This is a genomic window from Lelliottia nimipressuralis, from assembly GCF_004115925.1.
GTDB lineage: Bacteria > Pseudomonadota > Gammaproteobacteria > Enterobacterales > Enterobacteriaceae > Enterobacter > Enterobacter nimipressuralis.
Window position 1 is genome coordinate 47064 of record NZ_SDDX01000029.1, and the last position, 26148, is coordinate 73211.

22 protein-coding genes, 4 tRNA genes and 1 pseudogene are annotated in these 26148 nt (G+C 54.0%); 25 read left to right on the forward strand and 2 right to left on the reverse strand.

Annotated features, from left to right (window positions below; translation table 11 throughout):
- Window positions 1-117: 117 nt before the first annotated feature.
- Window positions 118-180 (reverse strand): annotated as a pseudogene (locus ETG88_RS22670) (hypothetical protein); the annotation flags it as partial.
- A gap of 491 nt (window positions 181-671) precedes the next feature.
- Between ETG88_RS22670 and sdhC the strand changes: the two are divergent.
- The 8 genes from sdhC (at window position 672) to sucD (ending at window position 10439) form a co-directional block, all read left to right on the forward strand.
- The gene (sdhC, locus tag ETG88_RS20360) at window positions 672-1076 is read left to right on the forward strand and encodes a succinate dehydrogenase cytochrome b556 subunit (RefSeq protein ID WP_164971833.1); all 405 of its coding nucleotides are present in this window, start codon (window positions 672-674) and stop codon (window positions 1074-1076) included.
- Entirely contained in the window at window positions 1070-1417 is a 348-nt protein-coding gene (gene sdhD / locus ETG88_RS20365) for a succinate dehydrogenase membrane anchor subunit (protein ID WP_100777177.1), read from the forward strand. The genes sdhC and sdhD overlap by 7 nt, the downstream gene beginning before the upstream one ends.
- On the forward strand, window positions 1417-3183 hold the full coding sequence (gene sdhA / locus ETG88_RS20370; RefSeq protein ID WP_100777176.1) for a succinate dehydrogenase flavoprotein subunit: 1767 nt from the start codon (window positions 1417-1419) through the stop codon (window positions 3181-3183). Before sdhD ends, sdhA begins: the two co-directional genes overlap by 1 nt.
- A 15-nt stretch (window positions 3184-3198) precedes the next feature.
- Window positions 3199-3915 carry a succinate dehydrogenase iron-sulfur subunit gene (locus ETG88_RS20375; RefSeq protein WP_100777175.1) on the forward strand — a complete coding sequence of 239 codons (717 nt, stop codon included), beginning with the start codon at window positions 3199-3201 and terminating at the stop codon, window positions 3913-3915.
- A gap of 340 nt (window positions 3916-4255) precedes the next feature.
- Entirely contained in the window at window positions 4256-7063 is a 2808-nt protein-coding gene (gene sucA / locus ETG88_RS20380; RefSeq protein ID WP_100777174.1) for a 2-oxoglutarate dehydrogenase E1 component, read from the forward strand.
- A gap of 14 nt (window positions 7064-7077) precedes the next feature.
- A complete protein-coding gene (gene odhB, locus ETG88_RS20385; protein ID WP_100777173.1) occupies window positions 7078-8307 on the forward strand; it encodes a 2-oxoglutarate dehydrogenase complex dihydrolipoyllysine-residue succinyltransferase in 1230 nt (409 codons plus the stop codon).
- Between the two features lie 96 nt (window positions 8308-8403).
- The gene (gene sucC, locus ETG88_RS20390; protein WP_059355295.1) at window positions 8404-9570 is read left to right on the forward strand and encodes an ADP-forming succinate--CoA ligase subunit beta; all 1167 of its coding nucleotides are present in this window, start codon (window positions 8404-8406) and stop codon (window positions 9568-9570) included.
- On the forward strand, window positions 9570-10439 hold the full coding sequence (gene sucD, locus ETG88_RS20395) for a succinate--CoA ligase subunit alpha (protein ID WP_095281274.1): 870 nt from the start codon (window positions 9570-9572) through the stop codon (window positions 10437-10439). The genes sucC and sucD overlap by 1 nt, the downstream gene beginning before the upstream one ends.
- A 125-nt stretch (window positions 10440-10564) precedes the next feature.
- Here sucD and ETG88_RS20400 read toward each other — a convergent pair whose 3' ends face one another.
- Window positions 10565-11281 carry a GntR family transcriptional regulator gene (locus ETG88_RS20400; RefSeq protein ID WP_100777172.1) on the reverse strand — a complete coding sequence of 239 codons (717 nt, stop codon included), beginning with the start codon at window positions 11279-11281 and terminating at the stop codon, window positions 10565-10567.
- 182 nt (window positions 11282-11463) lie between these two features.
- Between ETG88_RS20400 and mngA the strand changes: the two genes are divergently transcribed.
- From mngA to ETG88_RS20485, 17 genes are all read left to right on the forward strand, one after another.
- On the forward strand, window positions 11464-13380 hold the full coding sequence (gene mngA / locus ETG88_RS20405; RefSeq protein WP_129036288.1) for a PTS 2-O-a-mannosyl-D-glycerate transporter subunit IIABC: 1917 nt from the start codon (window positions 11464-11466) through the stop codon (window positions 13378-13380).
- Window positions 13381-13397: 17 nt separating this feature from the next.
- Complete coding sequence (gene mngB, locus ETG88_RS20410) at window positions 13398-16031, forward strand: mannosylglycerate hydrolase (RefSeq protein WP_129036289.1); 2634 nt, start codon at window positions 13398-13400, stop codon at window positions 16029-16031.
- A 681-nt stretch (window positions 16032-16712) separates the two neighbouring features.
- Window positions 16713-18281 (forward strand): cytochrome ubiquinol oxidase subunit I, encoded by a 1569-nt coding sequence (gene cydA, locus ETG88_RS20415; protein ID WP_100777169.1) that lies wholly within the window; start codon window positions 16713-16715, stop codon window positions 18279-18281.
- Window positions 18282-18296: 15 nt separating this feature from the next.
- Window positions 18297-19436, forward strand: a complete 1140-nt coding sequence (cydB, locus tag ETG88_RS20420) for a cytochrome d ubiquinol oxidase subunit II (RefSeq protein WP_129036290.1) — start codon at window positions 18297-18299, stop codon at window positions 19434-19436.
- A gap of 14 nt (window positions 19437-19450) precedes the next feature.
- Window positions 19451-19564 (forward strand): cytochrome bd-I oxidase subunit CydX, encoded by a 114-nt coding sequence (cydX, locus tag ETG88_RS20425; RefSeq protein WP_095281280.1) that lies wholly within the window; start codon window positions 19451-19453, stop codon window positions 19562-19564.
- A 2-nt stretch (window positions 19565-19566) separates the two neighbouring features.
- Window positions 19567-19857, forward strand: a complete 291-nt coding sequence (gene ybgE / locus ETG88_RS20430) for a cyd operon protein YbgE (protein ID WP_100780748.1) — start codon at window positions 19567-19569, stop codon at window positions 19855-19857.
- Between the two features lie 148 nt (window positions 19858-20005).
- A complete protein-coding gene (gene ybgC / locus ETG88_RS20435) occupies window positions 20006-20410 on the forward strand; it encodes a tol-pal system-associated acyl-CoA thioesterase (protein ID WP_032617092.1) in 405 nt (134 codons plus the stop codon).
- Window positions 20407-21099 (forward strand): Tol-Pal system protein TolQ, encoded by a 693-nt coding sequence (gene tolQ / locus ETG88_RS20440; RefSeq protein ID WP_100777167.1) that lies wholly within the window; start codon window positions 20407-20409, stop codon window positions 21097-21099. Before ybgC ends, tolQ begins: the two co-directional genes overlap by 4 nt.
- A 3-nt stretch (window positions 21100-21102) precedes the next feature.
- Window positions 21103-21531 carry a colicin uptake protein TolR gene (gene tolR, locus ETG88_RS20445; RefSeq protein WP_100777166.1) on the forward strand — a complete coding sequence of 143 codons (429 nt, stop codon included), beginning with the start codon at window positions 21103-21105 and terminating at the stop codon, window positions 21529-21531.
- 28 nt (window positions 21532-21559) lie between these two features.
- The gene (gene tolA / locus ETG88_RS20450) at window positions 21560-22831 is read left to right on the forward strand and encodes a cell envelope integrity protein TolA (protein ID WP_102105252.1); all 1272 of its coding nucleotides are present in this window, start codon (window positions 21560-21562) and stop codon (window positions 22829-22831) included.
- 129 nt (window positions 22832-22960) lie between these two features.
- Window positions 22961-24253 carry a Tol-Pal system beta propeller repeat protein TolB gene (gene tolB / locus ETG88_RS20455; protein WP_102105251.1) on the forward strand — a complete coding sequence of 431 codons (1293 nt, stop codon included), beginning with the start codon at window positions 22961-22963 and terminating at the stop codon, window positions 24251-24253.
- A gap of 35 nt (window positions 24254-24288) precedes the next feature.
- A complete protein-coding gene (pal, locus tag ETG88_RS20460; RefSeq protein WP_003858578.1) occupies window positions 24289-24810 on the forward strand; it encodes a peptidoglycan-associated lipoprotein Pal in 522 nt (173 codons plus the stop codon).
- A 9-nt stretch (window positions 24811-24819) separates the two neighbouring features.
- A complete protein-coding gene (gene cpoB / locus ETG88_RS20465) occupies window positions 24820-25614 on the forward strand; it encodes a cell division protein CpoB (RefSeq protein ID WP_129036291.1) in 795 nt (264 codons plus the stop codon).
- A gap of 162 nt (window positions 25615-25776) precedes the next feature.
- Window positions 25777-25852, forward strand: a tRNA-Lys gene (locus ETG88_RS20470).
- 37 nt (window positions 25853-25889) lie between these two features.
- A tRNA-Val gene (locus tag ETG88_RS20475) sits at window positions 25890-25965 on the forward strand.
- Window positions 25966-25967: 2 nt separating this feature from the next.
- Window positions 25968-26043 (forward strand) — tRNA-Lys (locus ETG88_RS20480).
- 29 nt (window positions 26044-26072) lie between these two features.
- A tRNA-Lys gene (locus tag ETG88_RS20485) sits at window positions 26073-26148 on the forward strand.

Consider the following 26148-nt stretch of genomic DNA (forward strand, 5'->3'; position numbering starts at 1 on the left):
GGCTTACCGCTCAGCTCGCGAGGAGGAACCAGGGTACAGAGCTATGGCGCCTTGCAGGTAAACGTGTGAAAAATCAGAGAAACAACAGCAAATCAGTGTCTTCGCAGTCCGAATTATTCAAACCTGTATACCACTAATAACTGTCCTGATAACTTCGGTCAATACCATCACACTGTTACATAACTAAATCTCAGGTGAAAGAGAGACCTCATAACTTTTGCGCATTATATGCCTTTTCTGCTGTAGTTTGTAACAATAATGTTTAATCTTTGTCAAATCCGATGATTAAAATTTAAAATAATGTTGTTATCGTGACTCTGATCACTGTTCCGCATAAAACCCGACAAACTGTATGTAGGTTAATTGTAATGGTTTTGTGAACGACCTATACTGCCGCCAGGTCTCCGGAACACCCTGCAATCCCGAGCCACCCAGCGTTGTAACGTGTCGTTTTAGCATTTGGAAGCAATGTTTACCATGACGCGCAGTTATAGATATGGACGCTGCTTGACCCGCACGCAGACCGGAGGAAGGAAATCCCGTCGTCTTTCACGCTACAGGTGTGTTGGCTGCGTCAGGTCACCCCGGTCACACAGTTTACTGTGATGCAGGGGATTCCCGGACTTGCCGCCTTCCTGTAACGCGAATTCAAAGGGAATTATAAGAACAGCATGTGGGCGTTATTCATGATAAGAAATGTGAAAAAACAAAGACCTGTCAATCTGGATCTCAAAACGATCCGATTCCCCGTAACGGCAATAGCGTCCATTCTGCACCGTGTGTCCGGTGTGATCACGTTTGTGGCGGTCGGCATTCTGCTGTGGTTACTGGGTACCAGCCTCTCTTCTCCTGAAGGATTCCTCCAGGCCTCTGCCATTATGAGCAGCTTCTTCGTGAAATTTATCATGTGGGGCATTCTGACGGCGCTGGCATACCACGTAGTGGTGGGTGTTCGCCATCTGCTGATGGATTTTGGCTATCTGGAAGAAACCTTCGAAGCAGGTAAACGTTCTGCCAATATTTCATTTGTGATTACTGTCGTGCTTTCAATTCTTGCAGGAGTCCTCGTATGGTAAGCAACGCCTCCGCATTAGGACGCAACGGCGTACATGACTTCATTCTGGTCCGCGCTACTGCCATCGTCCTCACGCTTTACATCATCTACATGATCGGTTTCTTTGCGACCAGCGGCGAGCTGACGTGGGAAATCTGGAGCGGGTTCTTCGGATCTGCCTTCACCAAAGTGTTCACCCTGCTGGCTCTGTTCTCCATCCTTATTCATGCCTGGATTGGCATGTGGCAGGTGTTGACCGATTACGTTAAACCGTTAGGCGTTCGCTTGCCGCTGCAACTCCTGATTGTTGTGGCTCTGGTGGTTTACGTTATTTATGGATTTGTTGTGGTGTGGGGTGTGTGATGAAACTGCCAGTCAGAGAATTTGATGCTGTTGTGATTGGTGCCGGTGGCGCAGGTATGCGCGCGGCGCTGCAAATTTCCCAGAGCGGCCAGACCTGTGCGCTGCTCTCTAAAGTGTTCCCGACCCGTTCCCATACCGTGTCTGCGCAGGGTGGTATCACCGTGGCGCTCGGTAATACCCATGAAGATAACTGGGAATGGCATATGTATGACACGGTGAAAGGCTCCGATTACATCGGTGACCAGGACGCCATCGAATATATGTGTAAAACCGGCCCGGAAGCGATTCTGGAGCTAGACCATATGGGTCTGCCGTTCTCCCGCCTGGAAGATGGCACGATTTATCAGCGTCCGTTTGGCGGCCAGTCGAAAAACTTCGGCGGCGAGCAGGCGGCACGTACTGCGGCAGCGGCTGACCGTACCGGTCACGCGCTGTTGCACACCCTGTATCAGCAGAACCTGAAAAACCACACCACAATTTTCTCCGAGTGGTATGCGCTGGATCTGGTGAAAAACGAAGATGGTGCAGTGGTGGGTTGTACCGCGCTGTGCATCGAAACCGGTGAAGTGGTTTACTTCAAAGCCCGCGCGACCGTGCTGGCGACCGGCGGCGCAGGCCGTATTTACCAGTCCACCACCAATGCCCACATCAACACCGGTGACGGCGTTGGTATGGCGATCCGCGCAGGTGTGCCTGTGCAGGATATGGAAATGTGGCAGTTCCACCCGACCGGCATCGCCGGTGCGGGCGTTCTGGTTACTGAAGGCTGCCGTGGTGAAGGCGGTTATCTGCTGAACAAACACGGCGAGCGCTTCATGGAGCGTTATGCCCCGAATGCGAAAGACCTGGCGGGTCGTGACGTGGTGGCGCGTTCCATCATGATCGAAATCCGTGAAGGTCGCGGCTGCGATGGTCCGTGGGGCCCGCACGCGAAACTGAAACTGGATCACCTGGGTAAAGACGTGCTGGAGTCCCGTCTGCCGGGCATCCTCGAACTGTCGCGCACCTTCGCGCACGTTGACCCGGTGAAAGAGCCGATTCCGGTTATCCCAACCTGCCACTATATGATGGGCGGTATTCCGACCAAAGTAACCGGTCAGGCGCTGACTGTGAACGAGCAGGGCGAAGACGTGGTGATTCCGGGTCTGTTCGCGGTTGGCGAAATCGCCTGCGTATCGGTCCACGGTGCTAACCGTCTGGGCGGCAACTCTCTGCTCGACCTGGTGGTGTTTGGTCGTGCGGTCGGTTTACATCTGCAAGAGTCCATCGCCGAGCAGGGCGATCTGCGCGATGCCCGTGAATCGGATATCGAAGCCTCTCTCGAACGTCTCAACCGCTGGAACGGCAACCGTGATGGCGAAGATCCGGTCGAAATCCGCAAAGCACTGCAAGAGTGTATGCAGCACAACTTCTCGGTATTCCGTGAAGGCGATGCGATGGCTAAAGGCCTTGAGCAGCTGAAAGCGATTCGTGAGCGTCTGAAAAATGCCCGTCTGGACGATACCTCCAGCGAGTTCAACACGCAGCGCGTCGAATGCCTTGAGCTGGATAACCTGATGGAAACCGCCTATGCAACGGCCGTCTCCGCAAACTTCCGCACCGAAAGCCGTGGCGCCCATAGCCGCTTCGACTTCCCGGATCGTGACGACGAAAACTGGCTGTGCCATTCCCTGTATCTGCCAGAGTCGGAATCTATGACGCGACGTCAAGTCAACATGGAACCGAAACTGCGTCCGGCGTTCCCGCCGAAGATTCGTACCTATTAATGCGGAGACAGGATAATGAAACTCGAATTCTCAGTTTATCGTTATAACCCGGATGTCGATGACGCTCCGCATATGCAGGATTACACCCTGGAAGCGGAAGAAGGTCGCGACATGATGCTGCTTGATGCGTTAATGCAGCTGAAAGAACAGGACCCAACACTGTCGTTTCGTCGTTCCTGCCGTGAAGGGGTTTGTGGCTCCGACGGCGTGAACATGAACGGCAAAAATGGCCTGGCCTGTATCACCCCGATTTCAGCGCTGCAGCGTTCAGGACAGAAAATTGTGATTCGTCCTCTGCCTGGCCTGCCGGTCGTTCGCGATTTGGTGGTGGACATGGGGCAATTCTATGCACAATATGAGAAGATTAAGCCTTACTTGTTGAATAATGGGCAAAATCCACCCGCTCGCGAGCATTTACAGTCGCCAGAGCAGCGTGAAAAACTCGATGGTCTGTATGAGTGTATTCTCTGTGCATGCTGTTCGACCTCTTGCCCGTCGTTCTGGTGGAACCCGGACAAGTTTATCGGCCCGGCTGGCCTGCTGGCCGCGTATCGCTTCCTGATTGACAGCCGCGATACCGAAACCGACAGTCGCCTTGAAGGATTAAGTGATGCTTTCAGCGTATTCCGCTGCCATAGCATCATGAACTGCGTCAGTGTATGTCCTAAGGGGCTGAACCCGACGCGCGCCATCGGCCATATTAAGTCGATGCTGTTGCAGCGCAGTGCCTAAGTAATACCGCCGGATGGCGCTCCGCTTATCCGGCCTACTTTTATGTAGGCCAGTAAGCGGAACGCCACCGGGCAAAGAGACATTGTAGGAAACCTCTAAAAACTGCCCTGACAGGCAATAATTGAGGCGTTCAGAGCGAGACACGGCGTGGTTGACCGAAGTGGGTGAAAACCGCAACGACAGCACCGCCTGAACGACGAAGATTATACAGACAGTTTTTAAAGGTTCCTTCGCGAGCCCAAGACAACATAAGAGCTCGCAGGTGAACCCCGGCACGTACACGAGGTGTGCGTGGTAGTTTCTACGGCGAAATAAGCATAAAAATGCTTAAGGGATCACGATGCAGAACGGCGCAATGAAAGCCTGGCTGGACTCTTCTTTCCTCTCTGGTGCAAACCAAAGCTGGATCGAACAGCTCTATGAAGACTTCTTAACCGATCCTGACTCAGTGGACGCTAACTGGCGTTCCATGTTCCAGCAGTTACCTGGCACTGGGGTCAAACCGGATCAATTCCATTCCAAAACACGTGATTATTTCCGTCGTCTGGCGAAGGATGCCTCACGTTACTCTTCCTCGATCTCTGACCCTGACACCAATGTGAAGCAGGTTAAAGTCCTGCAGCTCATCAATGCTTATCGCTTCCGTGGTCACCAGCATGCGAACCTCGATCCGCTGGGACTGTGGAAACAAGAACGTGTGGCGGATCTCGATCCGGCGTATCACGATCTGACCGAGGCAGATTTCCAGGAAAGCTTTAACGTCGGCTCTTTTGCCAGCGGCAAAGACACGATGAAGCTGGGAGAGCTGCTTGAGGCGCTCAAACAAACCTACTGCGGCTCCATCGGCGCAGAGTACATGCACATCACCTCCACGGACGAAAAACGCTGGATCCAGCAGCGCATTGAGTCGGTGACAGGCCACGCCAGCTTTAGCGTTGAAGAGAAAAAACGCTTCCTGAGCGAACTGACCGCAGCAGAAGGTCTGGAGCGTTACCTCGGTGCTAAATTCCCGGGTGCAAAACGCTTCTCCCTGGAAGGCGGCGATGCGTTAGTGCCGATGCTGAAAGAGCTGATCCGCCATGCGGGCAACAGCGGCACCCGTGAAGTGGTGCTGGGTATGGCGCACCGTGGGCGTCTGAACGTGCTGGTCAACGTGCTGGGTAAAAAACCGCAGGACCTGTTCGACGAATTCGCGGGCAAACATAAAGAACATCTCGGAACTGGCGACGTGAAGTACCACATGGGCTTCTCATCGGATATCGAAACGCAGGGCGGTCTGGTTCACCTGGCGCTGGCGTTTAACCCGTCGCACCTGGAGATCGTAAGCCCGGTGGTGATCGGTTCCGTGCGTGCGCGTCTGGATCGTCTGGACGAGCCAAGCAGCAACAAAGTGCTGCCAATCACCATTCACGGTGATGCGGCGGTAACCGGGCAGGGCGTCGTTCAGGAAACCCTGAACATGTCTAAAGCGCGTGGATACGAAGTGGGCGGTACCGTTCGCATCGTCATCAACAACCAGGTGGGCTTCACCACCTCGAACCCGCTGGATGCACGCTCTACGCCGTACTGTACTGACATCGGTAAAATGGTGCAGGCGCCAATCTTCCACGTGAACGCGGACGATCCGGAAGCTGTTGCTTTCGTTACCCGTCTGGCGCTGGACTTCCGTAACACCTTCAAACGCGATGTGTTCATCGACCTGTTCTGCTATCGCCGTCATGGCCATAACGAAGCGGACGAGCCGAGTGCAACCCAGCCGCTGATGTACCAGAAAATCAAAAAGCATCCGACGCCACGTAAGATCTACGCTGACAAACTGGAAGCCGACAAAATCGCGACCCTGGAAGATGCGACCGAGCTGGTTAATCTTTACCGCGATGCGCTGGATGCCGGTGAGTGCGTAGTGAAAGAGCTGCGTCCGATGAACATGCACTCCTTTACCTGGTCGCCGTACCTCAACCACGAGTGGGATGAGAGCTATCCGAACAAGGTCGAAATGAAGCGTCTGCAGGAGCTGGCTAAACGCATCAGCACGGTACCTGAAGCGATTGAAATGCAGTCCCGCGTGCAGAAAATCTACTCCGACCGTCAGTCAATGGCGTCCGGCGAGAAGCTGTTCGACTGGGGTGGCGCTGAGAATCTGGCGTACGCGACGCTGGTCGACGAAGGCATTCCGGTGCGTCTGTCCGGTGAAGATGCGGGCCGTGGGACCTTCTTCCACCGTCACGCGGTTATTCACAACCAGACCAACGGTTCAACGTACACCCCGCTGCAGCACGTGCATAACGGTCAGGGCCAGTTCAAGGTCTGGGACTCCGTGCTGTCCGAAGAAGCGGTACTGGCGTTTGAATACGGCTATGCCACCGCAGAGCCGCGCACCCTGACTATCTGGGAAGCGCAGTTCGGTGACTTCGCTAACGGTGCGCAGGTGGTTATCGACCAGTTCATCAGCTCCGGCGAGCAAAAATGGGGCCGTATGTGTGGCCTGGTGATGCTGCTGCCACACGGCTACGAAGGGCAGGGTCCGGAGCACTCCTCCGCGCGTCTGGAACGTTATCTGCAGCTCTGCGCTGAGCAGAACATGCAGGTCTGCGTGCCATCTACGCCAGCACAGGTTTACCACATGCTGCGTCGTCAGGCGCTGCGCGGTATGCGCCGTCCGCTGGTGGTGATGTCACCGAAATCTCTGCTGCGTCATCCGCTGGCAGTTTCCAGCCTGGATGAGCTGGCGAACGGGACCTTCCAGCCAGCGATTGGTGAGATTGACGAGCTGGATCCACAGGCCGTGAAGCGCGTCGTGATGTGTTCTGGTAAGGTTTATTTCGACCTGCTGGAACAGCGCCGCAAGAAAGATCAGAAAGATGTCGCCATCGTGCGTATCGAGCAGCTTTATCCGTTCCCGCATCAGTCGGTGCAGGAAGCGTTGAAACCGTACGCACACGTGCATGATTTTGTCTGGTGCCAGGAAGAGCCGCTCAACCAGGGCGCATGGTACTGCAGCCAGCATCATTTCCGTGATGTGATTCCATTTGGGTCTGCCCTGCGTTACGCAGGTCGCCCGGCCTCCGCCTCTCCGGCGGTAGGGTATATGTCCGTTCACCAGAAGCAACAGCAAGATCTGGTGAATGACGCGCTGAACGTCGAATAATTTAAGGATACATAATGAGTAGCGTAGATATTCTTGTTCCCGACCTGCCTGAATCCGTCGCTGACGCCACGGTTGCGACCTGGCATAAAAAACCGGGCGATAGCGTTAAGCGCGATGAAGTGCTGGTAGAAATCGAAACTGACAAAGTGGTACTGGAAGTACCGGCATCGGCGGATGGCATTCTTGATGCTGTGCTGGAAGACGAAGGCACCACGGTGACCTCTCGCCAGATCCTCGGTCGCCTGCGTGAAGGCAACAGCGCGGGCAAAGAGTCCAGCGCCAAGTCTGAAAGCAAAGAGTCCACCCCGGCTCAGCGTCAGCAAGCGTCTCTGGAAGAGCAAACTAACGATGCACTCAGCCCGGCGATCCGTCGCCTGCTGGGTGAACACAATCTTGAAGCCAGCGCCATTAAAGGCACCGGTGTTGGCGGTCGTCTGACCCGTGAAGATGTGGAAAAACATCTGGCGAAAGCGCCTGCGAAAGAAGAAGCCAAAGCACCGGCGGCAGCGGCCGCAGCGCCTGCTGCACAGCCAGCGCTGGGCGCACGCAGTGAAAAACGCGTGCCGATGACGCGTCTGCGTAAGCGTGTGGCTGAGCGTCTGCTGGAAGCGAAAAACTCCACCGCGATGCTGACCACCTTCAACGAAGTCAACATGAAGCCAATCATGGATCTGCGTAAGCAGTACGGTGACGCGTTTGAAAAACGTCACGGTATCCGTCTGGGCTTTATGTCCTTCTACGTGAAAGCGGTTGTTGAAGCGCTGAAACGCTATCCGGAAGTGAATGCCTCTATCGATGGCGAAGATGTGGTTTACCACAACTACTTCGACGTCAGCATGGCGGTCTCCACGCCGCGCGGCCTGGTGACCCCGGTTCTGCGTGACGTTGATACCCTGGGCATGGCGGATATCGAGAAGAAAATCAAAGAGCTGGCGCTGAAAGGCCGTGACGGTAAGCTGACCGTTGAAGACCTGACCGGCGGTAACTTCACCATCACCAACGGTGGTGTGTTCGGTTCCCTGATGTCTACCCCAATCATCAACCCGCCGCAGAGCGCGATTCTGGGTATGCATGCCATCAAAGATCGCCCAATGGCGGTTGACGGTAAAGTGGAGATCCTGCCGATGATGTATCTGGCGCTCTCCTACGATCACCGTCTGATTGATGGTCGTGAATCTGTGGGTTATCTGGTGGCGATTAAAGAGCTGCTGGAAGATCCAACGCGTCTGCTGCTGGACGTGTAGTAGTTTTTGCCTCACCTGCCCTGTAGACCGGGCAAGCGTTGCGCTGCCGGTCTACAGGTTTGAAAAAAACGATTACCTGAAGGATGGATAGAACACATGAACTTACATGAATATCAGGCCAAACAGCTGTTTGCCCGGTATGGCTTACCGGCTCCGGTGGGTTATGCCTGTACTACCCCACGTGAAGCAGAAGAAGCCGCATCTAAAATCGGTTCCGGCCCTTGGGTAGTTAAGTGTCAGGTTCACGCTGGTGGCCGCGGTAAAGCGGGCGGTGTGAAGGTTGTGAAGAGCAAAGAAGAGATCCGCGCTTTTGCTGAACACTGGCTGGGCAAACGCCTAGTGACCTATCAGACAGATGCGAACGGCCAGCCGGTAAACCAGATCCTGGTTGAAGCGGCGACGGATATCGCAAAAGAGTTGTATCTCGGCGCGGTCGTAGACCGTAGCTCCCGTCGCGTGGTGTTCATGGCATCCACCGAAGGCGGCGTGGAAATCGAGAAAGTGGCTGAAGAGACGCCACACCTGATCCACAAAGTGGCTATCGATCCACTGGCTGGCCCTATGCCTTACCAGGGGCGCGAGCTGGCGTTCAAACTGGGTCTGGAAGGTAAACTGGTTCAACAGTTCACCAAGATCTTCATGGGCCTGGCGACGATCTTCCTTGAGCGCGATCTGGCGCTGATCGAAATCAACCCGCTGGTGATCACCACTCAGGGCGACCTGATCTGCCTCGACGGCAAACTGGGCGCTGACGGTAACGCACTGTTCCGCCAGTCCGATCTGCGTGAAATGCGCGATCAGTCTCAGGAAGATCCGCGTGAAGCGCAGGCTGCACAGTGGGAACTGAACTACGTTGCGCTGGATGGCAACATCGGCTGCATGGTTAACGGTGCGGGCCTGGCAATGGGCACCATGGACATCGTTAAACTGCACGGTGGCGAACCGGCTAACTTCCTTGACGTGGGCGGCGGCGCGACCAAAGAGCGCGTAACCGAAGCGTTCAAAATCATCCTCTCTGACGACAACGTGAAAGCCGTTCTGGTTAACATCTTCGGCGGTATCGTTCGTTGCGACCTGATCGCTGACGGTATCATCGGTGCGGTGGAAGAAGTGGGCGTGAACGTCCCGGTTGTGGTTCGTCTGGAAGGTAACAACGCTGAACTCGGCGCGAAAAAACTGGCTGACAGTGGCCTGAATATTATTGCAGCGAAAAGTCTGACGGATGCAGCTCAGCAGGTTGTTGCCGCAGTGGAGGGGAAATAATGTCCGTTTTGATTGATAAGAACACTAAAGTTATCTGCCAGGGCTTCACCGGAAGCCAGGGGACTTTCCACTCCGAACAAGCGATTGCTTACGGTACGCAGATGGTTGGCGGCGTAACGCCAGGCAAAGGCGGCACCACGCATCTGGGCCTGCCGGTGTTTAACACCGTGCGCGAAGCGGTCGAAGCGACGGGCGCAACCGCGACCGTGATCTACGTTCCGGCTCCGTTCTGCAAAGACTCTATTCTGGAAGCGATCGACGCAGGCATCAAACTGATCATCACCATTACTGAAGGCATCCCGACGCTGGACATGCTGACCGTAAAAGTGAAGCTGGATGAAGCGGGCGTTCGCATGATCGGGCCAAACTGCCCGGGCGTCATCACCCCAGGCGAGTGCAAAATCGGCATCATGCCGGGCCACATTCACAAGCCAGGCAAAGTGGGCATCGTGTCTCGCTCCGGTACCCTGACCTATGAAGCGGTTAAACAGACCACCGACTACGGTTTCGGCCAGTCCACCTGTGTGGGCATCGGCGGTGACCCGATCCCAGGCTCTAACTTCATCGATATCCTGAAACTGTTCCAGGAAGATCCGCAGACTGAAGCGATCGTGATGATCGGTGAAATCGGCGGTAGCGCGGAAGAAGAAGCTGCAGCTTACATCAAAGATCACGTGACCAAGCCGGTTGTTGGCTACATCGCGGGTGTGACGGCGCCAAAAGGCAAACGTATGGGCCACGCAGGCGCCATCATTGCCGGTGGTAAAGGCACAGCGGATGAGAAATTCGCCGCTCTGGAAGCCGCAGGCGTTAAAACCGTTCGCAGCCTCGCCGATATCGGCGAAGCGCTGAGCGCTATCATCAAGTAAATCCTCTCTGCTCTCCGCAAGGGGAGCTTTGACATAATAAATGTCCGTTTCGACATGGTTGGCCGCTGAAAAGCGGCCTTTTTTATGCCATATATTTCTCGTTAAACCGTATACCGGCCAGGTTTTCAGTGTCGGCGTTTCGCCACCAGCGTGAAGTTGTAGTCGTCGCTGTTAAATACGTTACGGCTGAACTCAAACACTCTGCCGTCTTTCAAAAACCCGCGAGAGACTTTTTCGAGGATCGGTTTTGCCGGATCGAGCGACAGGGCGGCGATCGCCTCTTCTGAAGGCATGACCGGCAACAGCTCCTGCTCGCTGCGATCGATAACCATCTTTTTGATCTGCTCAATATAGTGATATTTCGAGTTTTCCATCACCTCCCAGGTGAGGTCGGCAAACAGCGCCAGCGGCATCCAGGTCTCTTCCAGATTCACCGGTTTTTGCTTGATAAAACGCACGCGTTTAACGTGCCAGACCTTGTCATCCGGGGCGAGCTGCAACTTTTCGGCAAGCTTTGCATCGGCTTTTATGACCTCAAACACTTTCACATCGCTGTGGGTGTCGACGTTGCGGTCCGCCAGCTTTTCGTAAAAACCGGTGAGCTGATAGATGTCGTAATTCACCCGCTCCTCTTTTACGTAAGAGCCGCTGCCCTGAATACTTTCGATAATCTGCTCTTCTGTCAGCCGCTTTAGGGCTTGCCTGATCGTCACGCGGCTGACGCTGAACATCGCCTGAAGCGCTGATTCGGTGGGGAGCGCGTCACCCGGCTTCAGTTCGCCGCTGCTGATCTGTTCGCGTAAGGTGTCGGCGATCTGGCGGTACATAGGTTTCTGACTCATAAACGTCCGTTTTTGTATTGTTCAGCTAATACCATTCTTTTGAATTATGCCCTGAGTATTCGGATTGTAAACAATACAACAATAATACAAATATGATGATTAAGTGAAAATGATCACATAAAGGTATTGTCTGGTGTGCCAGAATCTGCCGTACATTAAAACGACAATTCTGTGAGGATCTGATGAACCTGACGACTCTGACCCATCCCCAGGCGATCTTTCTGCATGCGCGATTTACCGATCGTGACGATGCGATCCGCCAGCTGGCACAGCGGCTATACGATCTGGGAAAAATAGCCGATCCGGAGCGTTTTCTGGCTGATGTTTTACAGCGCGAAGCGCAGGGACCAACCGCGCTGGGTGAGGGGCTGGCGGTTCCGCACGGTAAAAGTGCGGCGGTGAACGAAGCGGCTTTTGCGGTCGCGACGCTGCACAATCCGCTTGAGTGGGAGGGGGTCGATGGGCCTGAAAACGTCGAGCTGATTTTCCTGCTGGCGATCCCGCCTGCCGAAGCAGGGACCACGCACATGAAAGTGCTGACGGCGCTGACCACGCGTCTGGCCGATGATGTCCTGCGGGCACGTGTGATGGCGGCTGATACGCCCGACGCCCTGCTGGCCGCGCTGGACGAAGCACCCGAAGAGCAACCCGTGGCGCTGCTGTCAGATGCACCGACGATTGTTTGCGTCACGGCCTGCCCGGCGGGGATCGCGCACACGTATATGGCGGCGGAATACCTTGAGAAGGCCGGGCGCAAGCTTGGCGTCAATGTGATTGTCGAAAAGCAGGGGGCAAACGGCATTGAAGGGCGCTTAACGCCCCAGCAGCTCAAGGAGGCGAAGGCCTGCATTTTGGCCGCCGACGTGGCGATTAAAGATCATGAACGTTTTAACGGCATTCCTGCGCTATCGGTCCCCGTGACCGAGCCGCTGCGCCACGCCGAAGCGCTGATCAATCAGGCGCTGGCCCTGAAAACTTCTGAGGTTCAACGGCAGCATCAACCCGACGCCGATGGGCGAAAAAGCCTGAAAACGGAGCTGAAGCAGGCCCTGCTGAGCGGGATTTCGTTTGCCGTGCCCTTGATCGTTGCAGGGGGCACGGTGCTGGCAGTGTCGGTATTACTGGCGCAAATGCTCGGTTTGCAGCACCTCTTCGATCAGGAGAATTCATGGCTGTGGATGTATCGCAAACTGGGCGGCGGGATGCTGGGCGTTTTGATGGTGCCGGTGCTCGCAGCCTATACCGCGTATTCGCTGGCAGATAAACCCGCGCTGGCACCCGGTTTCGCGGCAGGACTTGCCGCCAACATGATTGGCTCCGGGTTTTTGGGCGCTATCGCCGGGGGCCTGATCGCGGGCTATCTGATGCGCTGGGTGAAAAATCACGTTCGTCTGAGCAATCGCTATAACGGTTTCCTGGTCTATTACCTCTATCCGGTGATAGGCACGCTCGGCGCCGGCAGCCTGATGCTGTTTGTGATCGGTGAGCCGGTGGCGTGGATCAATAACACCCTGACTGCCTGGCTCAACGGACTTTCTGGCGCAAACGCGCTTCTGCTCGGCGCAATCCTCGGATTTATGTGCTCGTTCGATCTGGGCGGTCCGGTGAATAAAGCGGCCTACGCCTTTTGCCTCGGTGCGATGGCGAATGGGGTGTACGGCCCATACGCTATTTTTGCGTCGGTCAAAATGGTTTCAGCATTTACCGTGACGGCCTCAACGCTCATCTCCCCGCGGCTGTTTAAACCTTTTGAAATCGAAACCGGAAAATCGACCTGGCTGCTGGGGCTGGCAGGGATCACCGAAGGGGCGATTCCGATGGCGATTGAAGATCCGCTGCGGGTGATTGGTTCGTTTGTGCTCGGCTCCCTGGTGACAGGCGCGATAGTCGGCGCGATGGGAATGGGGCTTTCCACTCCAGGGGCCGGAATTTTCTCCCTCTTTTTACTGCATCCCGCCGGACTGAGCGGCGTTGCGGCCGCAGCGGGCTGGTTTGGCGCCGCGCTGGTGGGGACCGCCATATCGACCAGCGTGCTGCTCCTTTGGCGGCGTCAGGCGGTAAAAAACGGCAAATACATTCCCAATAGCATCATGCCTTAACTGGACAGGAAACGAAGATGAAAGCTGTATCTCGCGTTCACATCACGCCGCACATGCACTGGGACCGTGAGTGGTACTTCACCACCGAAGAGTCACGCATTTTGCTGGTCAATAATATGGAAGAGATCCTCGCGCGCCTTGAGCAGGATGAGGAGTACAAATACTACGTTCTCGACGGGCAGACGGCGATTCTGGAAGATTACTTCGCGATAAAGCCGGAGAACAAAGCACGCGTCAAAGCGCTGGTGGAAGCTGGAAAGCTGATTATCGGGCCGTGGTACACCCAGACGGACACCACGATTGTTTCGGGCGAATCTATTGTGCGCAACCTGCTGTACGGAATGCGTGATTGCCTGGCCTTCGGCGAGCCGATGAAAATTGGTTATTTGCCGGATTCCTTCGGCATGTCGGGTCAGCTTCCGCACATCTACAACGGGTTTGGTATCCAACGCGCGATGTTCTGGCGCGGCTGTTCTGAACGTCATGGCACCGACAAAACGGAGTTTTTGTGGCAGAGCAAAGACGGCAGCGAAGTGACAACACAGGTGCTGCCGCTGGGCTACGCGATTGGTAAGTACTTACCGGAGGACGACGCCGGGCTGCGTAAACGGCTGGACAGTTATTTCGACGTGCTGGAAAACGCCTCGCTCACGAAAGAGATTTTGTTGCCGAACGGACACGACCAGATGCCGCTGCAGCAAAACATTTTTACGGTGATGAAGACGCTGCGGGAGATCTATCCCCAGCGGGAGTTTGTCATGAGCCGCTTCGAAGAGGTGTTTGCGCATATCGACGCTCATCGTGATGCGCTGGCGACGCTCAACGGCGAGTTTATCGACGGGAAATATATGCGCGTTCACCGGACCATCGGCTCTACGCGTATGGATATCAAAATGGCTCACGCCCGCATTGAGAACAAAATCGTCAATATTCTGGAGCCGCTCTCAACGTTGGCCTGGACGCTGGGCTTTGAGTATCACCATGGGCTGCTGGAGAAAATGTGGAAGGAGATTTTAAAGAATCACGCCCACGACAGCATCGGCTGCTGCTGTAGCGATAAAGTACACCGTGAGATCGCATCCCGTTTCGAGCTGGCGGAGGACATGGCCGACAATCTGATTCGTTTCACTCTGCGTAAGATCGTCGACAACATGCCGCAAACGGATGAAGACAAACTGGTGCTGTTTAATCTGATGCCGTGGCCACGCGAAGAGGTGGTCAATACTACCGTGCGCCTGCGCGCGAGCGCGTTCCGCCTGCTGGACGATAAAGGAAATGAAATTCCCTACTTTATCCGCGCCCAACGGGAGATCGATCCGGGCCTTATTGATCGGCAGATTGTGCATTATGGCAACTACGAACCGTTTATGGAGTTTGATATCCAGCTGAGCCAGATTTTGCCTTCGATGGGCTATCGCACCCTCTATATCGAACCGCACGTGGCAGGAAAAATATTGCCGGGCCATGAGGCGACGGCGGCGCTGCTGGAAAATGCTTTCTGGCAGATAGACCTGAATGATGACGGCACGCTGCGCCTGCGGGATAAAGACTCCGGCCTTATTTATGATCGCGTGCTGGAGATCGAAGAGAGTTCCGATGACGGGGACGAATACGACTATTCGCCGTCGCGGGAAGAGTGGCGGCTGACATCACGTGAGGCGCAGCATACCGTCGAGGTGATTCACGACGCCTGGCAGAGCAGGGCGGTGATTCGAAGCCGCATGGCTATCCCGGCCAATCTGGCTGCGCGCTCTGCCCGCCTGCGAGACGGCCACCTGGGCATTGAAATTGAGGTCACGCTCAGCCATCACAGCCGTCGTATCGACGTTGAGGTGCGCCTGGATAATCAGGCGGACGATCACCGGGTGCGGGTGCTCATTCCGACTCCCTTCAACACGGCGGAGGTGCTGGCAGATACCCAGTTTGGCTCGGTTGTACGCCCCGTGCGTGATGAAGCGATGGACCGCTGGCAGGAAGAGGGCTGGAAAGAGGCGCCTGTTCCAGTGTGGAACTTACTGAATTACGCAGTGTTACAGGAGGGGCGCCACGGCATGGCGTTGTTCACCGAAGGATTACGCGAGTTTGAAATTGTCGGTGAGGAAAAGAAAACCTTTGCTCTGACGCTGCTGCGCGGCGTTGGGTTACTCGGAAAAGAGGATCTGTTATTACGTCCAGGTCGCCCCTCTGGGATAAAAATGCCGGTGCCAGATTCGCAGGTGAGGGGAGCGCTGCAGTGCCGTTTCAGCCTGTTTAACTTTTGCGGAACGCCTCTTAATGCGGGCGTTGCCCAGCAGGCCAGGGCCTGGCTGACGCCGATCCAGTGCTATAACAAAATCCCGTGGGATGCGATGAAGCTCAACAAAGCCAGCGTCGTCACTCCTGCGACCTACAGCTTATTGACCATGTCTCCCGTTGGCTGCCTGGTGGGGGCGTTGAAAAAAGCCGAAGATCGCGATGAGATTATCCTGCGGGTGTTCAATCCTTCCGAGTCGGTTTGTTGTGATACCTCGTTCAGCTTCAGCCGTGAGATCAGCCGCTGTGCTGAAACGGGAATGGATGAAGCGATTAAGAAGGGCGATAGGGTTGTCAACGGGACGGCTGAAACCCTGCGGCCCTGCCAGTCCAGAACCTTTAGCATCAAACTTGCCTAAAAACCCGGCGAACGAATCAAAGGTCACATTTTTGTGACCTTTTCGTTTTCTAAATAGTCACGCCGTGGTGTTAATTTAAAGATTAATAAAAGTAAAATAGATGTTTCCGCTTCGGCTGAAAACGTCGCGATGGAAAGTCACGTTAAAGCAGCTATCCTTAAGTGTTTGTCAGTGAAAATGACCAGACGGCAAACAGCGTTAAAAAAAATCACTTCAATTTATTTTCATCCCTGTATTTGATAACCATCACCTTGCTTAAATCTACATATCATTAACATTGATTTTACTATGGCTACTGCATTTAAACACCTTTAACATAAAGTCGCGTTTTTGATTTAAATCAATGTTTAATGCTTGGAAAAACACCTCAAAAGGCGCTAAATTGTCGGCGATCAAACTGGCTGAAAATGTGTAAATTCGCTATATATTGATCACCGTCGTAAAACGTAAATCTCCTTCAATAAAAACCTGTTTATTGTAAGGGCTTTGCAGCGTATTATATTCGCGGGATCAATTAGAGTTTTTTCTTAACGTATTTGTAACCTTTCATCATGACTTTTTCCTCTAGTGAAGAAAATAAGTCACGACGAAGGGAACAGATAACTTTGTATTGGGGCATGTGTGTGAACCCGTCTCAGGGATTCACTCTCGGAGTCTTCATGCGATGAGCAAGGAGTCATGATGTTAGATATAGTCGAACTGTCGCGCTTACAGTTTGCCTTGACCGCGATGTACCACTTCCTTTTTGTGCCACTGACGCTCGGTATGGCGTTCCTGCTGGCCATCATGGAGACGGTCTACGTCCTTTCCGGCAAACAGATTTATAAAGATATGACCAAGTTCTGGGGCAAGTTGTTTGGTATCAACTTTGCACTGGGCGTGGCGACCGGCTTGACCATGGAGTTCCAGTTCGGGACTAACTGGTCTTACTATTCTCACTATGTTGGGGATATCTTCGGTGCGCCGCTGGCCATTGAAGGTCTGATGGCCTTCTTCCTCGAATCCACCTTTGTAGGTCTGTTCTTCTTCGGTTGGGACCGTCTGGGTAAAGTTCAGCACATGGCAGTGACCTGGCTGGTGGCCTTAGGCTCCAACTTGTCCGCACTGTGGATCCTGGTCGCTAACGGCTGGATGCAGAACCCTATCGCGTCTGATTTCAACTTTGAAACCATGCGTATGGAGATGGTCAGCTTTGCCGAGCTGGTCCTGAACCCGGTTGCTCAGGTGAAATTCGTTCACACTGTGGCCTCGGGTTATGTCTGCGGCGCGATGTTCGTACTCGGCATCAGCTCCTACTATATGCTGCGCGGTCGTGACTTCGCTTTCGCCAAGCGCTCCTTTGCCATCGCGGCAAGCTTCGGTATGGCGGCAATCCTGTCTGTTATCGTGCTGGGTGATGAATCCGGTTACGAAATGGGTGACGTACAGAAAACCAAACTGGCGGCTATCGAAGCCGAATGGGAAACTCAGCCAGCTCCGGCGGCGTTTACCCTGTTTGGTATTCCTGACCAGGATGCGCAGGAAAACCGTTTCGCTATTCAAATCCCTTACGCCCTCGGCATCATCGCCACCCGTTCTGTTGATAAGCAGGTGACGGGCCTGAAAGATCTGATGGTGCAGCACGAAGAGCGTATCCGTAATGGTATGAAAGCGTACGGGCTGCTGGAGCAGCTGCGTTCAGGCTCTACCGATCAGGCTGTTCGCGATCAGTTCAATGACGTGAAGAAAGACCTGGGTTACGGCCTGCTGCTGAAGCGTTATACCCCGAATGTGTCTGATGCGACTGAAGCACAGATTCAGCTGGCAACCAAAGACTCCATTCCACGCGTTGCGCCGCTGTACTTCGCGTTCCGTATCATGGTCGGTTGCGGCATCCTGATGCTTCTGATTATCGCGGCCTCCTTCTGGTCTGTGATTCGTAACCGTATCGGCCAGAAAAAATGGCTGCTGCGTACCGCGATGTACGGTATTCCATTGCCATGGATTGCTATCGAGTCCGGCTGGTTTGTTGCGGAGTATGGACGTCAGCCATGGGCGATAGGTGAGGTGCTGCCAACGGCAGTGGCTAACTCATCCCTGACTGCGGGAGACTTGATTTTCTCCATGCTGCTGATTTGTGGTCTGTATACCCTGTTCCTGGTGGCCGAACTGTTCCTGATGTTCAAGTTCGCACGCCTTGGCCCGAGCAGCCTGAAAACCGGTCGCTATCACTACGAGCAGTCCAACGTGGCTACTCAGCCGGCACGCTAAGACAGGAGTCGTCAAATGATCGATTATGAAGTATTGCGTTTTATCTGGTGGCTGCTGGTCGGTATCTTACTGATTGGTTTTGCGGTCACTGACGGTTTCGACATGGGGGTGGGCATGCTCACCCGTTTCCTCGGTCGTAATGACACCGAGCGTCGAATCATGATCAACTCCATCGCCCCGCACTGGGACGGTAACCAGGTGTGGCTGATCACCGCGGGCGGCGCACTGTTTGCCGCCTGGCCGATGGTCTACGCGGCTGCGTTCTCCGGCTTCTATGTGGCGATGATTTTGGTGCTGGCATCCTTGTTCTTCCGTCCGGTCGGTTTTGACTACCGCTCGAAGATCGAAGATACCCGCTGGCGCAACATGTGGGACTGGGGCATCTTCATCGGTAGCTTCGTACCACCGCTGGTAATTGGTGTGGCGTTCGGCAATCTGTTGCAGGGCGTTCCGTTCCACCTCGATGAGTATATGCGTCTGTACTACACCGGTAACTTCTTCCAGCTGCTGAACCCGTTTGGCCTGCTGGCGGGCGTGGTGAGTGTGGCGATGATCATTACTCAGGGTGCCACGTATCTGCAGATGCGTACGGTGGGTGAACTGCATCTGCGTTCCCGTGCCACCGCGCAGGTTGCGGCGCTGGTGACACTGGTCTGCTTCGCGCTGGCAGGTGTTTGGGTCGTATACGGTATTGATGGTTATGTGGTGACGTCTGCTATCAACCATGCTGCGCCGTCTAACCCGCTGACCAAAGAAGTCGCGCGTCAGGCAGGGGCATGGCTGGTGAACTTTAACAACACTCCTGCGCTGTGGGCTATCCCGGCTCTGGGTGTGTTGCTGCCGCTGCTGACGGTCCTGACCTCTCGTCTTGAGAAAGGCGCCTGGGCATTCATGTTCTCTTCACTGACGCTGGCGTGCATCATCCTGACTGCGGGCATTGCAATGTTCCCGTTCGTGATGCCATCCAGCACCATGATGAATGCGAGCCTGACCATGTGGGATGCGACGTCAAGCCAGTTGACGCTTAACCTGATGACGTATGTTGCTTGCGTGTTCGTACCGATTATCCTGCTCTACACCACCTGGTGTTACTGGAAAATGTTCGGTCGTATCACGAAAGAAGACATCGAAAGCAACACTCATTCCCTGTACTAAGTAAGGAGCTGAATATGTGGTATTTCGCATGGATTTTGGGGACGCTTCTTGCCTGTGCATTTGGTGTCATTACCGCGCTGGCGCTTGAGCATATCGAAGCGACCAAAACCGGTGAAGAAAAGCACTGATGATGAATGTTATCGCAAAGCTATATGCGGTAATGGACAAGCGCCCGTTAAGGGCGCTTTCCTTAGTGATGGCATTACTGCTGGCAGGCTGTATCTTCTGGGACCCGTCGCGCTTTGCGGCGAAGACGAGCGAACTGGAAATCTGGCATGGTTTCTTGATCATGTGGGCAGTTTGCGCGGGCGTTATTCACGGTGTGGGCTTTCGCCCGAAAGCCGTTCACTGGCAAGGCATTTTCTGCCCGCTGGTCGCTGATATTGTGCTTCTCGCCGGACTTGTTTTTTTCTTTAGCTGAATAAGAACTGTCCGTTAATCTTATGGGCTTACTCGAGCCCATAAAAATTTACTCTCCGTTTACTTTCCCCCATTCCAAACCATCATTCCCGCGCGTATAGTAGCGAAGTTTAAAAGCTCTAACTTTTGTTGCATTACCAGGATGTAAAGTGAATACAACGCTGTTTCGATGGCCGGTTAGGGTCTACTACGAAGATACCGATGCCGGGGGTGTGGTCTACCACGCCAGCTACGTTGCTTTTTATGAACGGGCACGCACTGAGATGCTGCGCCATCATCACTTCAGTCAGCAGGTTTTGTTGGCTGAGCGAGTTGCCTTCGTGGTACGCAAGATGACGCTGGAGTATTTTGCACCCGCCAGACTCGACGATATGCTCGAAGTCCAAACGGAAATAACATCAATGCGCGGGACCTCACTGGTTTTCACGCAGCGGATCGTCAACGCAGAGAACACAGTACTGAACGAAGCAGAAGTCCTGATTGTTTGTGTTGATCCACTCATCATGAAGCCTCGTGCGCTTCCTAAGTCTATTGTCGCGGAGTTTAAGCAGTGACTGACATGAATATCCTTGATTTGTTCCTGAAGGCTAGCCTTCTGGTTAAACTTATCATGTTGATTTTGATTGGTTTTTCAATCGCATCCTGGGCAATCATTATCCAGAGAACCCGTATTCTTAACGCTGCTGGCCGTGAAGCCGAAGCCTTTGAAGATAAATTCTGGTCTGGTATTGAGCTTTCTCGTTTGTATCAGGAAAGCCAGGGGCGTCGTGATAACCTTTCAGGCTCCGAACAAATTTTCTATAGCGGTTTCAAAGAGTTCGCTCGCCTGCATCGCGCAAATAATCATGCGCCTGAAGCGGTCGTTGAAGGGGCATCGCGTGCCATGCGCATCTCGATGAACCGTGAGCTGGAATCACTTGAAACACACATCCCGTTCCTTGGCACGGTGGGTTCCATCAGCCCGTATATCGGTCTGTTTGGTACCGTGTGGGGGATCATGCATGCCTTCATCGCACTGGGTGCGGTTAAACAGGCTACGCTGCAAATGGTTGCACCGGGCATCGCAGAAGCACTGATCGCGACCGCAATCGGTCTGTTCGCCGCAATTCCGGCAGTTATGGCGTATAACCGACTGAACCAGCGAGTGAACAAACTGGAACTGAACTACGACAACTTCATGGAAGAGTTCACTGCGATTCTGCACCGTCAGGCGTTTACCAGCACCGAGAGTAACAAGGGGTAAACCATGGCCAGAGCGCGTGGACGAAATCGTCGCGAACTTAAGTCCGAAATCAATATTGTACCGTTGCTGGACGTATTGTTGGTGCTGTTGCTGATCTTTATGGCGACAGCGCCAATCATCACCCAGAGCGTGGAAGTTGATCTGCCGGATGCGACAGAATCACAGGCGGTAAGCAGCAATGATGAACCACCGGTTATCATTGAGGTTTCCGGCGTGGGGCAATATAGCGTTGTGGTAGAGAAAGATCGCATGGATCAGCTGCCGCCTGAGCAGGTTATTGCTGAAGCGCAGCGTCGCCTGACGTCGAATCCGAAAACGGTCTTCTTAATCGGTGGCGCCAAAGATGTGCCTTACGATGAAATAATTAAAGCGCTGAACTTGCTACATAGCGCGGGTGTTAAGTCGGTAGGCTTGATGACGCAACCGATTTAATCCTCTGCACAGTTTTTGGGAACCGATAGTGTCAAAGGCAACCGAACAAAACGACAAGCTTAAGCGAGCGATTATTATCTCCGCGGTGCTGCATGTGATTCTCTTTGCAGCGCTGATCTGGAGTTCGTTCGATGAGCATATTGACGCGTCAGCCGGCGGCGGTGGAGGCTCTTCCATCGACGCCGTCATGGTGGACCCAGGCGCGGTAGTGCAAAACTATAATCGTCAGCAGCAGCAGCAGGCGAGTGCAAAAAGGGCAGAAGAGCAGCGTGATAAACAGGCGCAACAGCAGGCCGAGGAGCTGCGTGAAAAGCAGGCCGCGGAGCAGGAGCGTCTGAAGCAGCTCGAGAAAGAACGTTTGCAGGCGCAAGAAGCGGCGAAGGAGCAGGCAGAACAGCAGAAGCAGGCTGAAGCTGCAGCTCAGAAAGCACAAGAGCAGCAAAAGCAGGCAGAAGAAGCGGCAGCCAAATCCGCTGCGGATGCCAAAGCAAAAGCGGACGCTCAGGCAAAACAAGCTGCTGACGCAGCGAAGAAAGCCGCTGCTGATGCTCAAAAAGTCGCAGAAGCGGAAGCCGCGAAGAAAGCTGCCGCCGACGCACAGAAAAAAGCGGAAGCAGAAGCCGCCAAGAAAGCTGCTGCCGACGCACAGAAGAAAGCAGAAGCGGAAGCCGCGAAAAAAGCTGCCCAGGAAGCGGAAAAGAAAGCCGCTGCTGATGCTGCGAAAAAAGCGGCTGCAGCAGAGAAGGCCGCTGCTGAAAAAGCCGCCGCTGCTGAGAAGGCTGCGGCCGACAAAAAAGCCGCTGCCGCTGAAAAAGCTGCTGCAGATAAGAAAGCCGCTGCCGATAAAGCAGCAGCCGCCAAAGCCGCCGCAGCCAAAAAAGCGGCAGCAGAGAAAGCGTCGGCATCTGATGTTGACGACCTTTTCGGTGACCTGAGTTCAGGTAAGAATGCGCCGAAATCGGGCGGTGGGGCGAAAGGAAACGGCCAGCCAGCTAAAGATAGCGGAACGAGTGGGGCGAATGGTGGTGCATCGGGTGCGGACATCAGTGCTTACGCCTCGCAAATCCGTACTGCTATTCAGAGCCGTTTATACGGCGCTGATCTGTACGCCGGTAAATCTTGCGTCTTGCATATCAAGCTTGCGCCAGATGGACTGCTACTGGACGTAACCCAGGAAGGGGGCGATCCAGCGTTATGTCAGGCTGCTTTGACGGCTGCCAAAACGGCCAAAATTCCTAAACCGCCTTCACAGGCTGTTTATGAGAAGGTAAAAGATGCCAAACTGGACTTCAAACTGTGATGTTTTCCCGCTCAAAGTGGGAAATACAGGCTAAGGTTTGATGCTGGGGACGGGTAGTTTTGTCTATTTGAGTTTGTTAACATTCTGCTAAATTATCGTGGGTAACGTTACCCAGATAAGGGAGATATAATGAAGCAGGCATTACGTGTAGCAGTAAGTTTCTTTATGCTGTGGGCAGCCGTGCTGCACGCAGAGGTACGCATCGAGATCACCCAAGGGGTGGACTCTGCGCGTCCAATTGGCGTTGTTCCGTTCCAGTGGGCCGGCCCTGGCGCTGCCCCTGAAGACGTTGGCGGCATTGTGGCGGCTGACTTGCGTAACAGCGGCAAATTCAATCCCTTAGATCGTTCTCGCCTGCCACAGCAGCCGGGTACCGCTCAGGAAGTTCAACCGGCAGCCTGGTCTGCGCTCGGTATTGATGCCGTGGTAGTGGGTCAAGTGACTCCAAATCCGGACGGTGGCTACACAGTAGCTTACCAGCTGGTTGATACTGGCGGCGCTCCAGGTACTGTTCTGGCGCAGAACTCGTATAAAGTGAACAAGCAGTGGCTTCGCTACGCGGGTCACACTGCGAGTGATGAAGTGTTCGAGAAGCTGACCGGTATTAAAGGTGCCTTCCGTACCCGTATCGCCTATGTGGTTCAGACCAACGGCGGCCAGTTCCCGTATGAACTGCGCGTCTCTGACTACGACGGCTACAACCAGTTCACCGTGCACCGTTCACCACAGCCGCTGATGTCTCCGGCCTGGTCTCCGGACGGTTCTAAACTCGCTTACGTGACCTTCGAAAGCGGTCGCTCTGCGCTGGTGATTCAGACTCTGTCCAACGGCGCTGTGCGTCAGGTTGCTTCGTTCCCGCGTCACAACGGTGCGCCAGCGTTCTCACCTGATGGGACTAAGCTGGCATTTGCTCTGTCTAAAACAGGCAGCCTGAACCTTTACGTGATGGATATCGGCTCCGGCCAGATTCGTCAGGTCACGGATGGTCGCAGCAACAACACTGAACCAACCTGGTTCCCGGACAGCCAGAACCTGGCGTTTACGTCTGACCAGGCCGGTCGTCCTCAGGTATACAAAGTCAATGTAAATGGCGGTGCACCGCAGCGCATCACCTGGGAAGGTTCACAGAACCAGGATTCTGATGTAAGCAGTGACGGTAAATTTATGGTAATGGTTAGCTCTGCTGGTGGCCAGCAGCACATTGCCAAACAAGATCTGGTAACGGGTGGCGTGCAAGTTCTGTCGTCAACGTTCCTGGATGAAACGCCGAGTCTGGCACCTAACGGCACGATGGTAATCTACAGCTCTTCTCAGGGGATGGGATCTGTGCTGAATCTGGTTTCTACAGATGGGCGTTTCAAAGCGCGTATTCCGGCAACTGATGGACAGGTAAAATCACCTGCCTGGTCGCCGTATCTGTAAATAATAATTAATTGATTACTAAAGGAATCATAGAAATGCAACTGAACAAAGTGCTGAAGGGGCTGATGATCGCTCTGCCTGTAATGGCAATCGCGGCGTGTTCTTCCAACAAGAATGCAAGCAACGACCAGAGCGGCGAAGGCATGATGGGTGCCGGCACTGGTATGGACGCTAACGGTAACGGCAATATGTCTTCTGAAGAGCAAGCGCGTCTTCAGATGCAGCAGCTGCAGCAGAACAACATTGTTTACTTCGATCTGGACAAGTATGACATCCGTTCTGACTTCGCTGCGATGCTGGATGCGCACGCAAACTTCCTGCGTAGCAACCCATCTTACAAAGTCACCGTAGAAGGTCATGCTGACGAACGTGGTACTCCTGAGTACAACATCTCCCTGGGTGAGCGTCGTGCGAACGCCGTTAAGATGTACCTGCAGGGTAAAGGCGTTTCTGCTGACCAGATCTCCATCGTTTCTTACGGTAAAGAAAAACCTGCAGTACTGGGTCATGACGAAGCGGCTTACTCCAAAAACCGTCGTGCCGTACTGGTTTACTAAGAGAATTGCATGAGCAGTAACTTCAGACATCAACTCTTGAGTCTGTCGTTACTGGTTGGAATAGCGGCCCCCTGGGCCGCTTTTGCTCAGGCACCAATCAGTAGTGTCGGCTCCGGCTCGGTCGAAGACCGTGTCACTCAACTCGAGCGTATTTCTAACGCTCACAGTCAGCTTTTAACCCAACTCCAGCAGCAGCTCTCTGATAACCAAAACGATATTGATTCTCTCCGTGGTCAGATCCAGGAAAGTCAGTACCAGTTGAATCAGGTTGTCGAGCGTCAGAAGCAGATTCTGTTGCAGATCGACGGCATGAGTAACGGCGGCGCTGCAGCGCAACCCGCGGCAGGCGATCAGAGCGGGGCGGCGACAGCCACTCCGGCACCGGCAGCAGATGCGTCAGCTTCGACAGGCGCGCCTGTACAGAGCGGTGACGCTAATAGTGACTACAACGCAGCTATTGCCCTGGTGCAGGATAAATCGCGTCAGGACGATGCCATTGCGGCGTTTCAGAACTTCGTGAAAAAGTACCCTGACTCAACTTATCAGCCAAATGCGAATTATTGGCTTGGTCAGTTGAACTACAACAAGGGTAAAAAGGATGATGCGGCGTTTTATTTTGCCTCTGTGGTAAAAAATTACCCAAAATCGCCTAAAGCCCCTGATGCCATGTTTAAGGTCGGCGTCATCATGCAGGATAAAGGCGATAGCGCGAAAGCGAAGGCCGTTTATCAGCAGGTGGTCGCGAAGTACCCAGGCACCGAAGGTGCGAAACAAGCACAAAAACGTCTTGGATCGATGGGTTGAGTGTCGCATGACCAGAAATCGCGTTATTTCTGGTCGTGCCGCCTGATTCGTAAGCAGTTAAGTGATCTTCGTCGAAATTTTTGTTGCGCTGAATTCTTAAATCAGTAATATATGCCGCCGTTGCCAAGGGATATCGAACAGCCCGAAAGCCGCGAAAAAAGTGGGTCGTTAGCTCAGTTGGTAGAGCAGTTGACTTTTAATCAATTGGTCGCAGGTTCGAATCCTGCACGACCCACCACTTAAGATTTTCCTGTAGTGCCCTGTAGTACGGCGTTGGGTGATTAGCTCAGTTGGTAGAGCACCTCCTTTACACGGAGGGGGTCGGCGGTTCGAGCCCGTCATCACCCACCATCGGGTCGTTAGCTCAGTTGGTAGAGCAGTTGACTTTTAATCAATTGGTCGCAGGTTCGAATCCTGCACGACCCACCAATACTACAAAATTCAGGCAACACCCGAATGGGTCGTTAGCTCAGTTGGTAGAGCAGTTGACTTTTAATCAATTGGTCGCAGGTTCGAATCCTGCACGACCCACCA

Coding starts and splice junctions, on each gene's coding strand:
- sucD (WP_095281274.1), top strand. CDS start 9,570: ATGTCCGTTTTGATTGATAAGAACACTAAAGTTATCTGCCAGGGCTTC.
- tolR (WP_100777166.1), top strand. CDS start 21,103: ATGGCCAGAGCGCGTGGACGAAATCGTCGCGAACTTAAGTCCGAAATC.
- sdhC (WP_164971833.1), top strand. CDS start 672: ATGTGGGCGTTATTCATGATAAGAAATGTGAAAAAACAAAGACCTGTC.
- cpoB (WP_129036291.1), top strand. CDS start 24,820: ATGAGCAGTAACTTCAGACATCAACTCTTGAGTCTGTCGTTACTGGTT.
- tolB (WP_102105251.1), top strand. CDS start 22,961: ATGAAGCAGGCATTACGTGTAGCAGTAAGTTTCTTTATGCTGTGGGCA.
- cydX (WP_095281280.1), top strand. CDS start 19,451: ATGTGGTATTTCGCATGGATTTTGGGGACGCTTCTTGCCTGTGCATTT.
- sdhA (WP_100777176.1), top strand. CDS start 1,417: ATGAAACTGCCAGTCAGAGAATTTGATGCTGTTGTGATTGGTGCCGGT.
- ybgE (WP_100780748.1), top strand. CDS start 19,567: ATGAATGTTATCGCAAAGCTATATGCGGTAATGGACAAGCGCCCGTTA.
- sucA (WP_100777174.1), top strand. CDS start 4,256: ATGCAGAACGGCGCAATGAAAGCCTGGCTGGACTCTTCTTTCCTCTCT.
- cydB (WP_129036290.1), top strand. CDS start 18,297: ATGATCGATTATGAAGTATTGCGTTTTATCTGGTGGCTGCTGGTCGGT.
- mngB (WP_129036289.1), top strand. CDS start 13,398: ATGAAAGCTGTATCTCGCGTTCACATCACGCCGCACATGCACTGGGAC.
- sdhD (WP_100777177.1), top strand. CDS start 1,070: ATGGTAAGCAACGCCTCCGCATTAGGACGCAACGGCGTACATGACTTC.
- cydA (WP_100777169.1), top strand. CDS start 16,713: ATGTTAGATATAGTCGAACTGTCGCGCTTACAGTTTGCCTTGACCGCG.
- odhB (WP_100777173.1), top strand. CDS start 7,078: ATGAGTAGCGTAGATATTCTTGTTCCCGACCTGCCTGAATCCGTCGCT.
- ETG88_RS20400 (WP_100777172.1), bottom strand. CDS start 11,281: ATGAGTCAGAAACCTATGTACCGCCAGATCGCCGACACCTTACGCGAA.
- ETG88_RS20375 (WP_100777175.1), top strand. CDS start 3,199: ATGAAACTCGAATTCTCAGTTTATCGTTATAACCCGGATGTCGATGAC.
- mngA (WP_129036288.1), top strand. CDS start 11,464: ATGAACCTGACGACTCTGACCCATCCCCAGGCGATCTTTCTGCATGCG.
- pal (WP_003858578.1), top strand. CDS start 24,289: ATGCAACTGAACAAAGTGCTGAAGGGGCTGATGATCGCTCTGCCTGTA.
- sucC (WP_059355295.1), top strand. CDS start 8,404: ATGAACTTACATGAATATCAGGCCAAACAGCTGTTTGCCCGGTATGGC.